Here is a 19,271-nt window from a genome sequence, read left to right on the forward strand (position 1 = left end):
TTCGTATTTAACAATTAATTCGAAGCAATGGCATTGAACTCATTGCACCCTACATAACTATTAGATGCACTCTCTTTATCGCAACGATAGGTCATTCGGACAAAACGGCAAGAAACAGGCTTATAGAATTTCACATACTGCCAATCATCACCGCTCAAAGCCAAAGAGACGAAAGAATCCCCCGATTGCGAAACCCAATGCTGACCGTCTTCGCTCGTCTTCACGTCATAAAGCCGTAATACCTTATAATAGCCTAAACCATACATGGGACGGATGCGGAAACCTGCAAGCGTATGAACATTCACCATATCGACAGTCGCCGTCACGGAGCCGTTTGTAATATACCAGCCTGATTGATTCATCGCTATTGCTCCGTCGAACATTTGCGAAGAGACGAGCCCTTCTGCACCCGGAGCATCATAAGTCCATCCGCTCATATCCGCAATCACCGTACCGGGAACCCGCGTAGCATTTTCCTCAATATTCCCTTCCATCTTTTTGAATACCACGAATTTAACAACATCCTTATCTCCAATGGTATTGAAATCCGCATTCCCGCCAAGATCGACTTTCAAAACCACCATCGATCCGTCCGACGTCAGTTTTTCATAATCAACAGCCTTAATCTCAACAGGGGTGGTCGCCTGACTATTTTTCGGAAGCAACAACTCGTCTGGAAGCGTTACATCATTCGCAGACATCGGGGTGTATTTCGTGCCGTGCTGTTTGTTATAACTATCAACTAAGGCAGGATCAGCCACAATGGAAAATTTGCTATCGACAGGCACTCCGATGGAGGCCTGCAATTGCAACGTATAACCTTTCTTCTCAATGACCATACCGTCTTCTCCTTGCATCACAGAGATTTCAGTCACCTGCTCCATTCCAGGAAGCGACAGAACACAAACCTGCTGCTTCGTCTTCAACTTAAGGTAACAAACCTCTTTGTCGGTATTGGCAGAAAAACCTGAATGCTTTGAGAAATCAACACGCACTGGAACCAAATATTCCTCATCACCCAACGCCGTCATATCTGTAATGCCTACTATAACTGGAGTCTCCGAATCCTGTGCCCCAGCCACGAAATGAAGCGGTCCGGAAAAAGAGACAAGTGCGGGATCCAGCGTTTTATATTCCGTATAATAATAATTATTATAAGCAGTCACCAGACTGTTGTCCACAACCAGCGGAATATCTGCATCGGCTGTTGGTACGCCCGTCAACGATGCCGTCAATGAGAACTGAACCCCTTCGCTCATGCCCGAAGGAAAGACCGGAATCTCGAAAGCGTACTCGCCTGCCTCGTTCAACGTAACCAAATTTTTCGAATAGTCCCCATGCGGGGCAGGATTTGCATACTGAATCGCCTGACGCATATATTTATAAGGCATATCCGAATGGCCATATTCATACTCCATGTGATAAGCGCCAAAGCCGCACGAAGTACCATTTACCGCAAAATCGGCCATGCCTTGCAACGACATCATCTGTTTGCCGGACAAGGTAGTATGAAGTATCCCGCCGCTTTTCCACATAGATTCGAAATTTTCAGTAAAAATAAGCTGATCGGCTTTCCAGCCCACCCGTTCTGCACTTGCCGTACGGCTTGTCAATGATGTATAGCCCATGGTCGCAGACGAGCATCCATAAGCCTGCGAAACACCATAATTACAAAGCTCTGCAATACCCTGATCAAGAGCATCAATGTTACCATCGATCAGAAACAAACGCCCTGTCCCCGATTTAGGACCGATATACTGGCTCAACTCTTCGCAGAACTTCTTGAACAGTCCGGGCGTGGTATTCAGTGGTCCCAAATGGTCTGCAGCAGTCTCGAAATCAATATCAATACCGTCATATTGATATTTATCAATCGAATCCTTACCCCATGCTCTGGCATAATCTTTAAGAGACTCATCGGTGATCTGACCGTCAACCTTGAACTCTTCGGGAACATCTTTTGCTGAAATACAAAAAACAACCTTCGTTCCCAATACCTGCTGCACGAAAGCTTTGTCTTCGATCTGCTCCCGACTCAGACTGTGCCACTGACTCCATATCGAAATAATATCCATCGAGTCGGGGGCACTGCGCAGGCGACTTTGTTCAGAAGGATTGATAGCTGTCCAAGAACCAAACCAGCCGAAAGCGAGTTTGTGATCCGTTTTCTTGTAAGCACGCAAACGGGCATAATAAACATCGTCACGTACGATGGGCGACTGTAATTCCGGACGTTGGATTTGAACCGGCTCAGGAGTGGTCTGCTTCTCACAGGAAATGAACGCAATTCCACAAACGAGCGGCAACAGAAAATGTTTTATACTATTTTTCATAATGAAATTCATTTGTGATTTCTATTCGACTTTTATCGGGCATCCCACCAAAGTCGGGTACCTCCACTGTCGGGTCCTCCCAACAAGCGCGTCGCAGCATTCACGGCTCCGGCGTTGTTCGCATACTCGCTCTTGGGGAAAATCACCCGTCGAATCTGCTTATTTTTGTCAATCGACGGATCGTTGCTATTTTCGTTAATCGGGAAAAGTTTCGGGAAACCCGTGCGACGGAACTCGGCCCATGCCTCCATCCCATTAGGGTAGAGGGCGATCCACTTTTGAGTAATGATTCGCTCCAACTCATTTCCATCTTCGGCCCACTTCACAGAAACGGTTCCTAATGCATTCTTTGAATACTTGGTCGGATTTTCCGACATATCTATGAATCGGGCAGGGGTCTTCATACTCTGCGCATAATCGGCAGCATCAGATGCGGACAATCCGTTCTCGAGAAACGACAGACGAATGCCCTCTTCATAATCGGATTTGGCCCCGCTCTTATCGCCTTTCAGCAGTTTGAATTCCGCTTTCAGGAAAGCCACCTCCGAAGCAAGCAGCCAACGCATCGGAGTCTCACCGAAAATGTTTGGAGCGGACATCTTGGTATAAAATTTCTGTTCGGTCGACCCCAAACCGTTAACCACACCATGAAAACCTCCTCCGGTAATGGTCGCAGGTTGGAACATCTTCTCGCGGCGCGGATCTTCATAACCATTCAGATACGAATCCATCGAAGCTCCCATACGGGCATCGTTGTAGGAGTTCCAAATCATTTCCAACGGATTGGTGACCGTAATCTGGCGATAAGTCTGCAACAAGGCATTCTCATCCGTCGAGGTGATGACCCCGCCCTCAATGGCTTCCTGCGCATATTGAAGGGCCAGGTCCGGCTCGACATAGCGGATACGCATCGCCAGACGCAGTTTGAGCGAACGGGCAAATTTCAGCCATTTGGCAAAATCCCCGCCATAAACGGCATCAACCTTCACCAACGCTTTGCTGTCGGGCGTTGTAGCAAGAAAATCTTCCAAAACGGAAATCGAATTATTGAGCGTCTGGAAAAAATGGTCGTAAAGTACATCTTGAGCATCATAAGGCGAGCGCGCCTCCCCGAAATGGAGTACAGGCAGGGGACCATACATATCGCTGGCCCGGTGAAGAGTCACAACCTTCAGAATATCTCCGACAGCCATCACCTCGCCGGCAACCAATCCCTGATCGTAGGCCGCTTTGAGTTGAAGCCATGCAGGCATCACTTGCGTAAATGCAACCGAAAAGACAGTACTGCGCCAATTATTCGTCAAATTATAAACGAGTGGATTGATACCACCCTCCCAATGATTGGCACATGCCATGTAACCGGCATAATGGTCTGCCAACAAGTTCCAACCTGTCTGATAATTATTCACAGGAACCGTCGTTTCACCCGTAGTGGGATACATTGCATCCAGCTCCATGGAGGTGATCAATGTAGTCGGGTCGATTTGCTGTGCGGAATTCGGGTCGGTATTGAAATGCTCGAAATCGCCCGTACAAGATACCATTGTCAACAGCGAAGCCGTAACGAAAGCCAAACCAATTTTGGTTCTATATAAAGTATTTTTCATGATGATTCTATCGTTTTAGAATTGAAGTCTCACGCTGAAACCGATTGTACGGACACTCGGCTGCATGAAAAAGTCGATTCCCTGATAATAAGTGCTTGTCGAAGCGGTCTGTTCGGGATCGAACGGAGCTTTGTTATAAAGCATCCAAAGGTTGCGGCCCACAAGCGACACCGTCGCCTGCATCTTGTTACGGAACCATTTCGAAGGCAGGTCATAACCCAATGAAAGCTCCCGCAGACGCACGTTATCCATATCGTAGACATAACGAGCCAGCATGCCCATACCGTCGCCTGTATTATTAAAGAACTCCTGAGCTCCGGAACCAGGAAGCATCTGATGTTCCGAAAGCTGAATCCCGTTTTCACGAGCATCAACCGAAGCTTCCGAAACCCCGAAGCGGTCCATCAAAGCTTGTGTCACCGACACACCGCGACCGCCGATGCGCGCATCGAACAATGCACCGAGTGAAATACCTTTCCAGGAGAACTGGTTATTCCATCCCAAACGGGCACGCGCATCCGTATTTCCTGCATAAATCCAGGTGTCGGGATCGGTCGTCACCGTATTCGAGTTCGGATCGACATAAATGTTGCCTTTGTCATCGGTTTTAAGACCTGTCACATAGAAATCTCCGATAGAGCCGCCCTTTTTCAACTTAACCCGATAACCTCCGAAATCCATATTCACTTCCGGAAGATTCACTTCAGCTCCCGTTACGGGATCAATCGTTCCTTCGGGAACCAGTTCGCGAATCGTATTGCGGTTCATCGAAAAAGTGAAACTCGTCGACCATGAGAAATTCTTCCACGTGTTCTTATAGCCGGCAACAGCCTCAATACCCCAGTTATTGACTTTACCGGCATTCAAATAGGCCTTCTTGTAACCGGTCGAGGGAGGGGCGTCATAGCAGAACAACTGGTTATAAGTCGCCGTATTATAGTAAGTAAAATCAGCCCAGATCTTGTTGTCGAGAAACTTTGCATTCATACCTACTTCGAAAGATTTGGTACGCTCCGGACGCAAATGCGTAGCAGGAGCGATAGTTTCGGTTGTCACAACGCCTCCCTTGATCGAATAATTCCGTCCCGTAATGTAACGCTGCGGCGGGTTGCCGACCTCGGCGTACGAGGTCCGAATTTTAAGGAACGAAATGCCTGTTTTCGAAAGATCTGCCATCGACGAGATCACGGCAGAAAGGCCTACTGAAGGATAAAAGATATTCAATTCATCCGTAAAAGCCAACTGCGAAGCCCATTCGTTACGAGCCGTCACATCCAGATAAAGCATCCCTTTCCAACCCAGTTGTAACGTGGCATAAACGGCCTGATTCTGATCATGGTAATTCTCTTGACCGGGTAGTGTGTTCAGGTCGCTCGATACGATATTGTTATAAGTGAATTTATTCGGAATACCGGCCAAATGTCCCTCATAACCGACCAGTGAATGTTTGTCATCCGTAAGACTGGCTCCCAAGTTAAATTGCAGGGAAAGCGCTCTGTCGAAAAAACTCTTGTCGATGGACAAAAGGGCATCAGCATAGAGGTTATTATGACTCATTGTATGGTTCAAGTAGTTACCATATTCCGATGCAAAAAGAGTATTCGAAGAGGCATAGATTTTACGCGTATAATTCATCCGCGTGTTGTCCGTACGCACCCGACCGGACAGAGTCAACCAATCGGTAACATTCCATTTGAGCGTAGCATTGAATGTATAACGCTGCATATTATTCTCGAACAGCTCTCGATTGGTAACCCAATAAGGATTTTCCACGCCATTAATGAATTCCAAACCCCAAAATTGTTCGCTGTAACCCAAACCAGCATTATAACGCTCGTAAAGTTGATACTTACGGATATCATCTCCTCGCGGAAACAGATAGACGCCGATCAGCGGATTGTGATAGATACCCTGCACCAATGCATTCCGCGAATACTGCTTCATATAAGTAGCACCCAAATCGAGCGTCAGCTTTTCAGGCAGAAGCACGGCGGAATTCCGCAAGGAAAAATTATAACGGTTGTAGACATTGTTGGGAATAATGCCCCGCGTGTTTACAGAAGCGGCCGAAAAATAAGTCTGATTACGCTCGGTACCAGCGGTGATGCCAATCGAGTTCGTTTCATCAAACCCGGTCTGGAAAAAATCTTCGGGGTCATAACGATGGGGGGGGGAAACCAACTTCTCACCCCAACTCATTGAAGGTGCGTCTGAACTCGTACCATAGGTATTCTGAAACTCAGGCATTACGAAAGGCGATGAAAAGGTTGTATTGTTGGCATAGTTAACACGCACACGTCCTTCTTGTCCCTTTTTAGTAGTAATAAGGATCACACCGTTGGCTCCCTGTGAACCATAGAGAGCGGCTGCCGTAGCTCCCGTCAATACAGACATCGACTCGATGTCCTCTGGGTTGATGTTGGCGATACCTTCGTAATCGCCACCATCGGGCGTTTCATAAATGCCTTCCGTCTGTTTAGAACGCAGGCTCGGAAGCGGAATGCCGTCAACTACATAAAGTGCATTGTTATCCCCGTTGATCGACTTCACGCCACGCATAACCACACGCGTCGAACCTCCGGCTCCCGAAGCGCTGGCATTGATCTGCAAGCCTGCGATCTTTCCGGAAAGCGAATTGACGAAATTGGCATCCTTAACCGTATTGACAATAGAGCCAGAAACCTCCTGAACATTATAGGTCAATGCTTTTTCCTGTTTCTTGATACCGAGCGCCGTCACCACGACAGCATCTACACCAAGCGACTGTTCCTGCAAAACGATATCAATTCGCTCCCGGGTGCCGACAAGCAGTTCAATCGGCTCATATCCCAGATAATTAACCGTTATCATAGTATTTGCATTCACTTCTGGAATACGCAACGTATAAACTCCGTCGACACCTGAACTCGTGCCAACAGTCGTTCCTTTGACAAGTATTGCCGCACCTATCACAGCATCACCTTTATTGTCCGTTACTTTTCCCGACACGACTTTCGGACCATCCGTTTGTTGGCTCCTGACAGTAAGAATAATATTGGAACCTTGAATTTCATAAACCACATCTGTTCCCTTCACCATCTGATCAAGAGCCTCAGCAACAGGACGCTTATTAACATGCACATTGACCAAACGCCCCGTGTCCATATTTTTATCATAAATAAACAAATACTTGGTCTGATTTTCGATTTCGTCCATTACCTGCACCATCTTCACCTGTTGCAAATCAATGGTTACGAGCGCTGTCTGTGCCTGAGCAGCCGAGGCCGTAAGACAAAAGAAAGTTACGAACAGCGAGATTATCAGACGTTTTGATTGCCTGATAGTTTTTTTCTTCATATCTTTGTAAATTAAAGAGGGATAATGAGCCGGAAATATCCGGAATTAATTCAAATAACGACGTTACCCTCCAGTGCCCGAAACTGTGACAGCAGTTCGGGCATCTTTTTATAAAAAGATAACGCGCAAAATAGGATGCGGAATTACATCATAGGCAGGTGGGTTTAAGGTTCATAAAAGGTTAGCTAATAAATGGTTATTTCGTTGGTTTCGTGGTTGTACATGTAATTGAATTTGCAATTGCGCTGCAATATGCCGAGAGCATGCTCGATACCGTCGGAAATGCGAAGTTTACCCATTGCCTCCAATGTTGGTATTGGAGCAACATTGAGGTTGATACGCACGCCGTAACAATGCTCCATACGATGTATCACCTCTTTGAAATCAAGCCCACTGATAGAGATCAGCCCTTTGACCCATAGATATTCGTTAGGGTCATCTGCTCTATGAAGGGTCAATTTTCCATTTTCGAATACGGCCTTTTCATCAGGTTTGAGCACAACTTGCTGTCGAGAATCCTCCAATGATGTTAGGCGAACACTGCCACGCAGCAAAGTGGTCGAAAAACCAGAGTGCTGCACATCGGCATTCACGTTGAAGCGAGTTCCGAGCACTTCAACCCGGCACGCAAAAGTTTCTACGACAAACGGCTTGCTGGCATCGTGGCTGACATCGAAAAATGCTTCACCGGCCAACCGAACCCGGCGAGTATCCCCGGCAAAAAGAGACGGATATTCAAGTTCTGCACCCGAATTGAGCCACACTTCAGTGCCATCCTGCAATTTCAGATTGACACGTTGCCCTTCAGGGGCAGAGATACGAGTTGTAAGCGCTTCCCAGGAATGCTCGTGATAGGAAACATATCCCCAACCGATCCCCACTGCCAAAGCAAGCATTGCGGCAATTTGAGCTGCATATCCGATTATTCGCCGCAAGCCAATCGACTGACGGAAAGCAACCTGTTTCTGCGGAGCAAACAACAACAAGGCATTATACATTTGTCGTTCTCGATCAAATGTTCGGCGGTGTTCTTCGTCGGCATCAAGCCAATCCATCAAGCATTGCTGCTCATCAGGAGTAGTTTCTCCTCGAAAAAAACGATATAAGGTTTCTTTTTCCATCTTACATGCAGCCTTTTCAGGCGCTTACATAAATAAAACACTTCTGCGAGACTGTTTCCCGCAAAAAATATAATTTTTTTTGTAAAAAACGAAAAATCAACGAATGAAACGACTTAGAACCAAGGATACAAGTATCACAGGCAGATAATCCTTCAATCTTCTACGCAATTTATCCAATGCACGGGCAAGTTCAGTTTCAACTCGTCGTTCAGAAATGGCATACTCGACAGCAATATCCCGATAAGACTTACCCTTAAGGCGTTGATCTATAAAAATATAACGGGTCAATTCCGGTAGTTCTTCCAAACTTTGCCGAACGAGAGCCTCAACCTCTCCAGCAAAAAGATGGACGGGATCACAAAGCTCCAACGACCGGATATTCTCCTGCACAATACGACTTTGAGATTCTCTGATCTCGTTATGACTCCGCAATCGAACTTGTAACGCACGCAGATGATTGAGACATTTATGTCGAATAGTCGCAAGAATATAAGCCGCAGGATTTTCGTCTTTCGATCCAACTCGATCTCTGTGTTCCCACCAATAGACGAATGAATCGGTTACAATATCTTCCGCTACACTGCGATCTTGTATATAACTTATGGCAAACCTTTCGAAACGAACTTTATAGCAATTATAAAGTTCCTCGAAGGAAACATCAGCTTTTCGCATCATATGTTACCCTATTTACTCAGATTCACGCCCAAACTTTATAAAACAAAGATAACATTTTCTGTCTTATTATAAAATAAAAAACGATCGCCCCGGATTCCGGATAATAAACTGCTGGATATAGGATAATTACAGCGTTCCGGAACGCATTTCCCGAGAAATGCCTAATAGTTTGGTATTAAGCGTGTAAGATATACGGACGACACCTCCGTGCGTCCGGGTTGTGTTACCAGATAGTTACCGGACAAGAAGGGTTAAACCGTGCCGTATAAGCTATTTGGTCCAATTGATATACCGTTTGGCAGTAACTTTATCATTACCTTTATCGCGGTTTGTTTATTGTTTAAAAAAGGTTAGGAAGGGAATGAGAAACACGTTCAAAGTACTGTTTTACATCAAGAAGAATGCGCCTTTACGCAATGGAAACACGCCGATCATGGGACGCATTACGATCAACGGACAGCGAACGCAGCTGTCCACGCAACTATCCGTGAATCCGAATCTCTGGGATGTGAGTATGGGACGGGCGGCAGGGCGCAGCGCGGTTGCCTCACATGTCAACGAACAACTCTCGCAGATTCGTTTCCGCATCGAAAGATGTTACAACACGCTGTTTTACGAGCATGCCCTGGTCACTCCGAAAATGGTCAAGGAGATGTATTTCGGCAACGACCAGCGCAACGAAACGCTGCTGGCCTTCTTCAGGCATCACAACGAGGAGTTCAGCCGGATGGTGGGCATCAGCCGCAGCAAAACGACCTACTATAAATATAGGTGTGTTTACAAGCATCTCGAAAACTACGTCAACGACAAATTCAACCGCAAGGATTTGCTGTTCAAAGAACTCGACAAAGAGTTCCTGACGGGGTTCCACCACTACATCGCACAGGAGTGCGGACACAAGAAAAACACGACGTGGATCTACATGATCGCGTTCAAGCACATCCTCATGCTGGCCCGCAGCCGGGGCCACATGGCCAAGGACCTCTTCGCGAATTACAAACTGCGCAGCGAATTCGTCGCGCGAAACTACCTGTCCATGACCGAAATCCGCAAGCTGATCCGTCTGGACCTCGACGACATGACCTTACAGTTGGTACGCGATGCATTTTTGTTCAGTTGCTTCACGGGACTCTCCTACATCGACCTCTGCACGCTGACCCCGCAGCATATCCAGCAGGACGGCAAACAGCTGTGGATCAGCACCACCCGCCGCAAAACAGGATCTGCGGTCAACGTGCGCATCTTCGCGATACCGTACACCATTCTGCTGAAATACAAACCGATGCAGCGGAATGCGCGGATATTCCGCCTGCCGAGCAACGGCTGGTGCAACATCTGCCTCGAACGCATTATGTCTCTGGCGGGCATTCCCCGGCACATCACGTTCCATTCGGCCCGGCACACCTTCGCCACGACGATCACGCTTTCGCAGGGAATGGCGATCGAAACGATCAGCAAGCTGCTGGGACATAAGAACATACGGACTACGCAGATTTATGCGACCATCACCCACTCGAAACTCGACGGTGACATGGAGCGGCTCTCGAAACGCCTCGATACGCTGTACCGCGATACCGACCTGGAAAAAGTCCGGGAGCGCCTTTGAGGACCGATTCACATATACGCAGAAGTTCACGCAGCTAACACATTCGCTCAAAACACCCGAAAACACCCGAAAAGGGGATTACAATTTGTAATCCCCTTGAGATGATATTTTCAAAATCGTAACCGTTATCAACCAATCTTCTACACATATGTTATACTGGTAAATTATTTTAATAATTTATTTGTAAACGAGTTAGCAATTTCATACCTTTGCTTGTGAACTTTTTATTTTAAAATTTTATTAAAATTAACGCTTATGGTAAGAAAAATTCTACTATCGTTAATTGCCGTTTTGGGGCTTTGTGTATATGGATTCGCCCAAAACCGGCAGGTTTCCGGTAAAGTTGCCGATGCGGAGGGTAAGCCTGTCGCGGGCGCAACCGTTATGGTCGACGGCACGTCGACCGGTACGACCACGGGCACGGACGGTAAATTCACCATCGCTGCACCCGCCGACGCTACGCTGGCGGTTTCGTTCATCGGTTACGAGACCCGGAAAGTGGCTGTTGCCGGAAAGACGCATGTCGAAGTCGTGATGCACGAAGATGCGCAGGCCATCGAGAATGTCGTGGTGACCGCTTTCGGCACGACGACGAAAAAAGACCTTACGGGATCAATCGCCACCATCCGCGGCGAGGAGCTTGCGAAGCGTCAGGTTTCGACCGTTTCGAAAATGCTCGAAGGAGCGGTTCCCGGCGTGCAGCTGACTACGGCCACCAACCAGCCCGGTACGGACGCTGCGATCTACGTCCGCGGCGTCGGTTCGCTCAATGCGGGCACCGGCGCGCTGATCGTGCTCGACGGCTCGCCCTATCAGGGCAGCCTGTCCGACATCAACCCGGCCGACATCGAGTCGATCTCCGTGTCGAAGGACGCCACGGCCAACTCGCTCTACGGTTCGCGCGCCGCGAACGGCGTGGTTTTCATCACGACCAAGCGCGGCAGCCTGGACAATCCCACGATCAGCGTCGACACGCGATTCGGTATCAACACCCGCGCTGTCCCCGAGTATGACATCATCACCGATCCGGGCGAATACCTCGAGGCGCAGTGGCGCACGATGCGCGACACGAAGTGGGCGTCAAGCCCCGAAGAGGGCGGCGGTGATCTGGCTGCCGCGGCGCTCTATGCCTCGCAGGAGGTGCTGGGTGCACACGGAAATTACAACCCCTACAAATATTCGTCGACCTACCTGATCGACCCTGCGACCGGCAAACTCGACCCGTCGGCCCGGCGCATGTACAGCGAGCGCCTGCAGGACGAACTCTTCAAGACCGGATTCCGTAACGAGACGAACGTTTCGGTCAGCGGCGGGAACGAGAAGTCCGATTATTTCATCTCGCTGGGTTACCTCAAGGACGAATCCTATGTGATCGAATCGGATTTCGAGCGTTACAGCGCCCGTGTGAACGTCAACACCAAGCTCCGCAAGTGGATCAAGGTGGGCGCCAACCTCTCCTATGCCCACACGGTGCAGAACAACATTCTGGAGGGCAGCAGCCTCGCTTCGTCGGCGTTCGCCACGGCGCGTTCGTGGGAGCCGGTTTTTCCGGTCTACGCCCGCGATGCCGAGGGGAAAATCAAGTATGACGAAAACGGCGACAAGGTTTACGACCTGGGTACGGGGCAGACCGACGGCACGACGACCCGTCCCGGAACCTCGGGTCAGAACATCATCGCCATGCTGAAGATGGACACGCGCGACATCAAACGCAACAACTTGCAGGGCCGCGCTTACGGGGAGATCTATTTCCTGCGCGACTTCACCTTCACCTCGAGCATGTCGCTGGGCTATCGCGCCTCCGACGAACTGCTGTTCTATAACCCCACGATCGGCGCCGGACGCGGTTCCAAGGGCCGGATCAACAAAAAGTCTACGGACGTTTACGATCTGAACCTGATCCAGATGCTCAATTACAAAAAATCCGTCGGACGCCACAATATCAATGCGCTGATCGGACATGAGTACAACAGCTGGGTGCGCGATTACGCCGAGGTCGAGAAGACGAACATTTACGATCCCAAGAATCCGCAGCTGAACAACGCCGGCGAGATGGGGTCGATCAACGGCTATCAGGACGTGCTGCGCATTCAGGGTTTCTTCGGCAAACTGGAGTACAACTACGACAACCGTTATTATTTCTCGGGCGGTATCCGCCGCGACGGAACCTCGCGTTTCAAATACAATCCCTGGGGCACGTTCTGGTCCGTCGGCGCTTCGTGGCGCATCGGAGCCGAGAAGTTCATGGAGAGTACGCACAGCTGGCTTTCGGAGCTGAAACTCCGCGCCACGTACGGTACGCAGGGTAACGAGGACCTGGCCAACTACTATCCCTATACCGACCAGTATACGGTTACCATTTCCGAAGGCAAGCTGGGTACGGAGATCTATTACTACGGCAATCCCGATCTGACGTGGGAGAAGCAGAAGACGTTCGATCTGGGTCTGGACGTGGGTCTGCTGAACGACCGCATCAACCTGACGATGGACTACTTCATCCGCGTGTCGGACGGTCTGCTCTTCAAGCGTACGAAGGATATTTCGACGGGCCGCGCCTACGACTGGTACAACGTCGGCAAACTGCGCAATTCGGGCTTCGAATTCGACTTGAACGTCAAGCTCATCCAGAAAAAGGACTGGTACTGGGACATGTCGGTCAACGGTTACACCTATGCCAACAAGATGCTCAACCTGCCCGACGAGTACAAAGTCTCGGGCATGCCCAACGGCAACCAGCGCATTTACGAAGGCAAGGACATCTACCGCTGGGAGATGCGGCAGTTCGCAGGTCTGGATGAGAAGGGCAACTCGCTTTGGTACATGGATCAGGATATTCTGGACGACGCCGGCAACGTTGTCGGCGTGGAAAAAGTCACGACCGGCGATGCTACCGAGGCCACGCAGTACCTGCTGGAGAAGAGCGCGCTTCCCGATTTCACGGGCGGCCTGAACACCACGCTGCGTTGGAAGAGCCTCGACCTGACGATTATGACCAACTTCCAGTTCGGCGGCTACGGCTACGATTACGACTTCTCGGCGTTCAGCAGTGCGAATTTCCCGATGAACCGTCTGAAGAACTATGCCGACGCCTGGAATCCGGAGACCGGGAAAGGTTCGGCGCCGATCTGGAACACGAACGACTCGAACATCAACGCTTCGTCGGATCGTTTCCTGATCAGCAAAACCTACTTCAACCTGCGCAACATCACGCTGGGCTACACCTTCCCGGCGAACTGGATGAGCAAGATCGGCATCAAGAGCGTTCGCGTGTACTTCGCCTGCGACAACGTCTTCTTCGCATCGAAGCGCAAGGGCTACGATCCCCGTACGAGCATGGGCGGTCAGGGCGCGACGGTCGCTTTGAACAGCGTGGACGGTACGTATTATTCGCCGATCCGCACCACTTCGGTAGGTCTCAATATTAACTTCTAAGCAGCGACATTGATATGAAAAAAATACTGATATTTTTAATGAGCGCGGCAGTTGCGGTATCCTGCAGCGACGATATCTTCGACGTGGACCCTTCGGGAAAAGTCTCTTCGGAGACCCGTGACGAGGTGGCCAAGGAGGACCCGGACAAGGTGCTTCAGGGTATCGAGGCGTCCATTTACACCCACTATGCCACCTATTACAAGAACGATCTTCAGTGGCTGACCGGTTTCAAAGGGTTCGAACTTGCGTTCGGCATGACCGGGCAGGACATGACCCTGCTGCTGCAACACAGCATGAACCTTTACATGTATATCAACGACTACTGGCAGGAGGAGTATACGCCGACTTTCAACGTGTGGAACATGTTCTACATTCCGATCGCCACGGCCAATGAGATTCTCGCGACGGCGACCCTCGACGCTTCCGCCGAGTCGGAGACGATGAAGGCCTACCGCGCCCGTGCGCTGACCTCCCGCGCGTTCGGCTACTACCACCTGATCAACGTGTACCAGTATCCCTACTCGGCGGCGAACAAGGACCTTCCGGGCGTGCCTCTGGCCACCGAGGAGACCCTCGGCCAGAATCTGCCGCGCGCCACGATGGAGCAGGTCTACAAACGCATTACCGACGACCTGGACGAAGCGCTGCGTATTTTCGAGGAGATCGGATACGACGACACCGGTTCCCGGACCGATTTCGACGCCAGCGTGGCCGCCATTCTGCGCGCCCGTGTCGCATTGGTCATGGAGGACTGGGGGAAAGCCGTCTCGCTGGCCGACGATATTCTGGCCAAATACACGCTCGTCTCCAAGGAGAACTACAACAGCGGCTTCAACCGTATCGAGAACGTTCCGAGTCTGATCTTCGGCTTCAAGATGACGGCCGACAACTGCCAGACATGGGCTACCTGGTGTTCGCAGATGGACCCCTACATGAGCGGTTATGCGGGTATGTGGGCCGAGCGTCCGATCCACTCCTACCTCTATGCGCGTCTGAATCCGACCGACGTGCGTCGCGGCTGGTGGCTCAACAAGACGGACAATCCGGACCCGGACGCTGCGACGAGCGGTTATGCCTGCCTCCTGCCTTCCAACCTGCCCAATACGCTTGCTTCGGGCGTGAAAGCGCGTTCGGAGTACGTCTCGGTCAAGTTCCGCAGTTACAACGGCGACTGGAACAATACCGATCTGATCTATATGCGCGCCGAAGAGGCCGTCTTCATCAAGGCTGAAGCCGAGGCGCACAGCAACATCGCCGCGGCCAAGAAGACGCTCAAGGATTACGTGACGACCTACCGCGATCCGGGTTATGACATCACGGCCGCTTCGCTCGACGATGTCGTCGAGGAGATCATTCTTCAGAAACGTATCGAGATGTGGATGGAGGGCGCTCTGGAGTGGCTCGACCGCCGGCGTTTGAATATGCCGATTGATCGCCGGGACGATGCCGCGATGACGGCGGCAGGCGTTGCGAACAACCACATTTACAAAGCCATGTGGGAGCAGAACGAATCCGGTATGCGGTTCCAGCTGCCGCGTTCCGTCGTGATTGCCAACCCGGAAATCGGCGAGGCGAACCAGAATAAAACGAATTAAGCGTCTCTGTATCATGCCTGTCAAGTCCGCTGTCCGTTTGGGTAGCGGACTTTTTTCTGATTTCCGGGTCGGTAGTTTTTTTGCCAGGCCGGGAAAAATTTACCGACAAAATTGCATGAGGCATTTGCAGTATTAAATTTTTTGCTTATCTTTGCACCACGATAACAGGGAATACCCCGTTTTTCGCGGATGGTGCCATAGCTCAGTTGGTAGAGCAAAGGACTGAAAATCCTTGTGTCACTGGTTCGATTCCCGTTGGCACCACGAAGAAAATCAACCACTTACAGCAATGTAGGTGGTTTTTCTTTTGTCTTTTTCGTAGCGGTTTTATGCACGTTTGAACAGGTTGTTTAAACCGTTGTTTAAACCATGAGTGCCACAATCGAGGTTGTTTGCTACAAGTCCAAAGTATTGGCTAACAATGAATCACCACTAATGTTACGAATCACGAAAGACCGTAAGTTAAAATATTCCAGTATCGGTGTTTCGGTCAATCCTGCATTGTGGGATTTCGAGAAAAACAGACCACGTAGAAATTGCCCTAATCGGTTGCATATCGAACGCCTTATTGCAGATAAAATAGATGCCTATCGTGCAAAGATGATTGAATTGCAGGCCGAGAAAAAAGAGTTTACCGCAACATCGTTACATGAAAGAGTTGCAGATAAGACTACTAAACGCACCGTTGGCGAGGTGTTCCAATCTCAAATCGAGAACTTGAAACAAACGGGGCGAACGGGCTATGCGTTATCGCACAGAGAGGTCTACAATTCCTTGCTGAAATTCAACGGGCATCTGAACATATATTTTTCAGACATCGACACGGTTTGGCTGAAACGCTATGAAACATGGTTGCGGGGACAGGGCTTTTCAGAAAACACAATAGGCCGTCGATTCCGTACTTTACGAGCAGTCTATAATGTAGCCATAGAGGAAAAGTGTGTGAAAGCGGAATATTACCCGTTCAAATCCTACAAGGTTTCCAAACTGCACCAAGCGACGGCAAAGCGAGCAATAAGCAAGGCTGACATCATGCGGATTATCGAATACCGTTGTGATGATTTCTACAAGCAATTTGCAGTCGATTTGTTTGCGTTCGGTTACTTCATGGGTGGAATCAATTTCGTGGATATAGCCTACCTTAAAATGGATAATATCGTGGACGGGCGACTAATCTACACACGACGAAAAACGCATAAGTTGATAAGGCTACCTTTACAGCCCAAAGCACAGGAGATTATAGAGCGTTACCAACAAGACGGTGCGCTCTTTTTGTTTCCAATCCTTTCTGCTTTTCATAAGACCGAGCAACAGCAACGCAATCGAGTTCATAAAGTCATTTCCAAAGTGAATGAACGATTGAAAGAGGTAGGGAAAGAATTGGAAATACCTATCGACTTAACAACCTATGTTTCACGGCATAGCTTTGCTACCGTATTGAAACGTGAGGGAGTTAGCACGTCAATAATATGTGAATCGCTGGGGCATAGTTCTGAAAAGGTAACGCAAATCTATTTGGATAGTTTCGAGAACAGCCAAATCGACGCAGCTATGCAACATCTATTGTAAAGGCAAAAAGGAGGTCGGGAACCAATAAATAATCCCGACCTCCACAATCCTTACACAGTTGTTATTTTTAACCGAGATACTGGGTCAGCATATCCATAATCAACTGCTCCCGTGCCATACCTTCTGTTTTGTGAGGATTCATAATCTGGTCTGCTTGGTCGCGCGTGAGGTCGTTTATCTTCCGCTCCATTTCCGCCGTGAACACCTCGAAATCTTCATCGGGTTTCCATTGCTTAGTGATAAAGTCGATTAAATACCTGTTCATAAGGAATTTATCCTTAAATTTCCCTTGTGCGGCCTTAAACCATCTTATACTGGAACGAAACCAAGTTTTATCCTCAAAGATTTCAGGCAGTTTTTTCGTGTTCAGACACTCCACCAAGTCTTTTGCTTGCAGGGATTTCTTGCCGAAGCACCATAACGAAATCGTGGAGAGGGGACAAGCCTTGCCGTGCAGGAACATGGCGAAATCGAATACCTCGTTGTCTTCTTTGAGCATCATGGCAGGTGCGGCCATGTAATCAGACTTTTTCCAAACGGTGGTGCAGATGTTCATTTGCGCTATGACCTCTGTAATGGATAATTCAGCATTGAGCGGTTCACAAATCACAAGGTCATCCAAATTCAACTTCAAATTCTGATAAGCCATCAATCGGTGCTGACCGTCCAATACGGCGTAATACTTTCCTGCATCCTCGTTGGGGATTTCTCTCCCTTGCAAATCCATCAGACGACCGCCCATCTGAATTACCTTTTCTCCATCGGTTACCGTGATAGGGGTTAGCTGCCCATAGGCTTTCATGGATTTCTCTTTTTGTTTCACGGTTCTGACGTTTACAGGCCGATTGCCTTTGACAAATGCAAAGTGACGATTGGCGTCATCTACTGAAATTACCATCTTTTTCATGGCTTTTACATACTCTGTCCTTTATGCAGAGGGGCTGATAATGACTGCAATCCCTGCCCGAAGATTGCAGACCGCAAAGAACATCCTTACGGCAGGACAAAGGTCTGAATAAAATGGAATCGTTATATCCTCTTAAATAGCGAGTTATCGACGATGCACAGGCTTGTTCAGATTATATAGCAAAAATATTTATCAAATTACTTGACTTTTGGTTAAATATTTTATATCTTTGCAAAGCAATCCAGCAAAGAATCCCACACTACAAATTGAGCAGTTCTTATAAGGGCAGATTTCGTCTGCCTTTTCTTTGCGTTATGTTACCACATTTTTTGAGTGCGAAATGAACATTCCCTTTAATAAGATAGTTTCAGAATCAAAAAATATGGAATCATTAAAAAGTGCATTCATTAAAAACAGCCACTTTTAATGACACATCGTGTAAGAGTGAGAACAATTTATTCATGCAAAAAACTTTTCATCGAAAAAACGATGCACGATTTTTTACGATAATTTTTTTCTCACAACTCGTGTGATGAAAAACTTTTTTTGCCTGTTTTTTTATTCACGCATTTTTGCGTGTAAAAAAATATCGCTGAAAAAAGTATTCATCTTACTTGGTTGATGAATCTATTTTTCGTGATTGAAACTGTTCTTCATTTATCGGTTACCACATTTTTTGAGTGTGAAATGAAGATTTCCTATAAAGAATGTATTTCAGAATCAGAAAATATGGAAGATTCCAATTAAAGAGATAGTAGGTTTTACGATAACGGATAGCAGTTGCTCAAAACTGTCCTATGCAAACTGCTCAAAAGTGTCCTATATATACATTACCTACTTATACACTACCTATTAAAGTCGTACCGACCATGTACTATCACATCAAAGACCGCAGGTGATTCGATAATCGTAAACAGGCCAAAGACCATTACGGCATTGCCTGCTTCCGAAAACTGCTACACTTAAAAGAAATCATATTTACGAACAATCAAAATTCCATTGCTAACGATGAATTATACAGTAATCCCCAAATCAATCGTGAACTTTCAGACGGGCAACAGTAAGCCTATTGATATTTACGTGTGAGCAA

The 19,271-nt window shown here is 48.4% G+C and carries 10 protein-coding genes and 1 tRNA gene; 5 read left to right on the forward strand and 6 right to left on the reverse strand.

The window, feature by feature from the left end; translation table 11 throughout:
- Window positions 1-14: 14 nt before the first annotated feature.
- From NQ492_RS11670 to NQ492_RS11690, 5 genes are all read right to left on the reverse strand, one after another.
- Window positions 15-2,333, reverse strand: a complete 2,319-nt coding sequence (locus NQ492_RS11670; RefSeq protein WP_168950004.1) for a glycoside hydrolase family 18 — start codon at window positions 2,331-2,333, stop codon at window positions 15-17.
- 32 nt (window positions 2,334-2,365) lie between these two features.
- On the reverse strand, window positions 2,366-3,940 hold the full coding sequence (locus NQ492_RS11675; RefSeq protein WP_015546238.1) for a SusD/RagB family nutrient-binding outer membrane lipoprotein: 1,575 nt from the start codon (window positions 3,938-3,940) through the stop codon (window positions 2,366-2,368).
- A 15-nt stretch (window positions 3,941-3,955) separates the two neighbouring features.
- Window positions 3,956-7,276, reverse strand: a complete 3,321-nt coding sequence (locus tag NQ492_RS11680) for a SusC/RagA family TonB-linked outer membrane protein (protein ID WP_015546239.1) — start codon at window positions 7,274-7,276, stop codon at window positions 3,956-3,958.
- A gap of 185 nt (window positions 7,277-7,461) precedes the next feature.
- A complete protein-coding gene (locus NQ492_RS11685; RefSeq protein WP_044054007.1) occupies window positions 7,462-8,397 on the reverse strand; it encodes a FecR family protein in 936 nt (311 codons plus the stop codon).
- Between the two features lie 96 nt (window positions 8,398-8,493).
- Window positions 8,494-9,072, reverse strand: coding sequence for an RNA polymerase sigma-70 factor (locus NQ492_RS11690; RefSeq protein WP_015546241.1), 579 nt, complete (start codon window positions 9,070-9,072; stop codon window positions 8,494-8,496).
- Between the two features lie 361 nt (window positions 9,073-9,433).
- On the opposite strand from NQ492_RS11690, the gene NQ492_RS11695 reads away from it, so the two are divergent.
- The 5 genes from NQ492_RS11695 (at window position 9,434) to NQ492_RS11715 (ending at window position 17,274) form a co-directional block, all read left to right on the forward strand.
- Window positions 9,434-10,678: a site-specific integrase gene (locus NQ492_RS11695; RefSeq protein ID WP_015546242.1), complete on the forward strand. Its 1,245-nt coding sequence runs from the start codon at window positions 9,434-9,436 to the stop codon at window positions 10,676-10,678.
- 255 nt (window positions 10,679-10,933) lie between these two features.
- Window positions 10,934-14,110 carry a SusC/RagA family TonB-linked outer membrane protein gene (locus NQ492_RS11700; RefSeq protein ID WP_083810171.1) on the forward strand — a complete coding sequence of 1,059 codons (3,177 nt, stop codon included), beginning with the start codon at window positions 10,934-10,936 and terminating at the stop codon, window positions 14,108-14,110.
- Window positions 14,111-14,148: 38 nt separating this feature from the next.
- Window positions 14,149-15,705 (forward strand): RagB/SusD family nutrient uptake outer membrane protein, encoded by a 1,557-nt coding sequence (locus NQ492_RS11705; protein ID WP_015546243.1) that lies wholly within the window; start codon window positions 14,149-14,151, stop codon window positions 15,703-15,705.
- 191 nt (window positions 15,706-15,896) lie between these two features.
- Window positions 15,897-15,969: transfer RNA gene (locus NQ492_RS11710), tRNA-Phe, on the forward strand.
- A gap of 105 nt (window positions 15,970-16,074) precedes the next feature.
- Window positions 16,075-17,274: a site-specific integrase gene (locus NQ492_RS11715; protein ID WP_015546244.1), complete on the forward strand. Its 1,200-nt coding sequence runs from the start codon at window positions 16,075-16,077 to the stop codon at window positions 17,272-17,274.
- Between the two features lie 67 nt (window positions 17,275-17,341).
- On the opposite strand, the gene NQ492_RS11720 is transcribed toward NQ492_RS11715, so the two are convergent.
- Entirely contained in the window at window positions 17,342-18,181 is an 840-nt protein-coding gene (locus NQ492_RS11720) for a ParB/Srx family N-terminal domain-containing protein (RefSeq protein ID WP_015546245.1), read from the reverse strand.
- Window positions 18,182-19,271 lie beyond the last annotated feature (1,090 nt).

This window comes from Alistipes shahii WAL 8301 (assembly GCF_025145845.1).
In the GTDB taxonomy this organism is placed as follows: domain Bacteria; phylum Bacteroidota; class Bacteroidia; order Bacteroidales; family Rikenellaceae; genus Alistipes; species Alistipes shahii.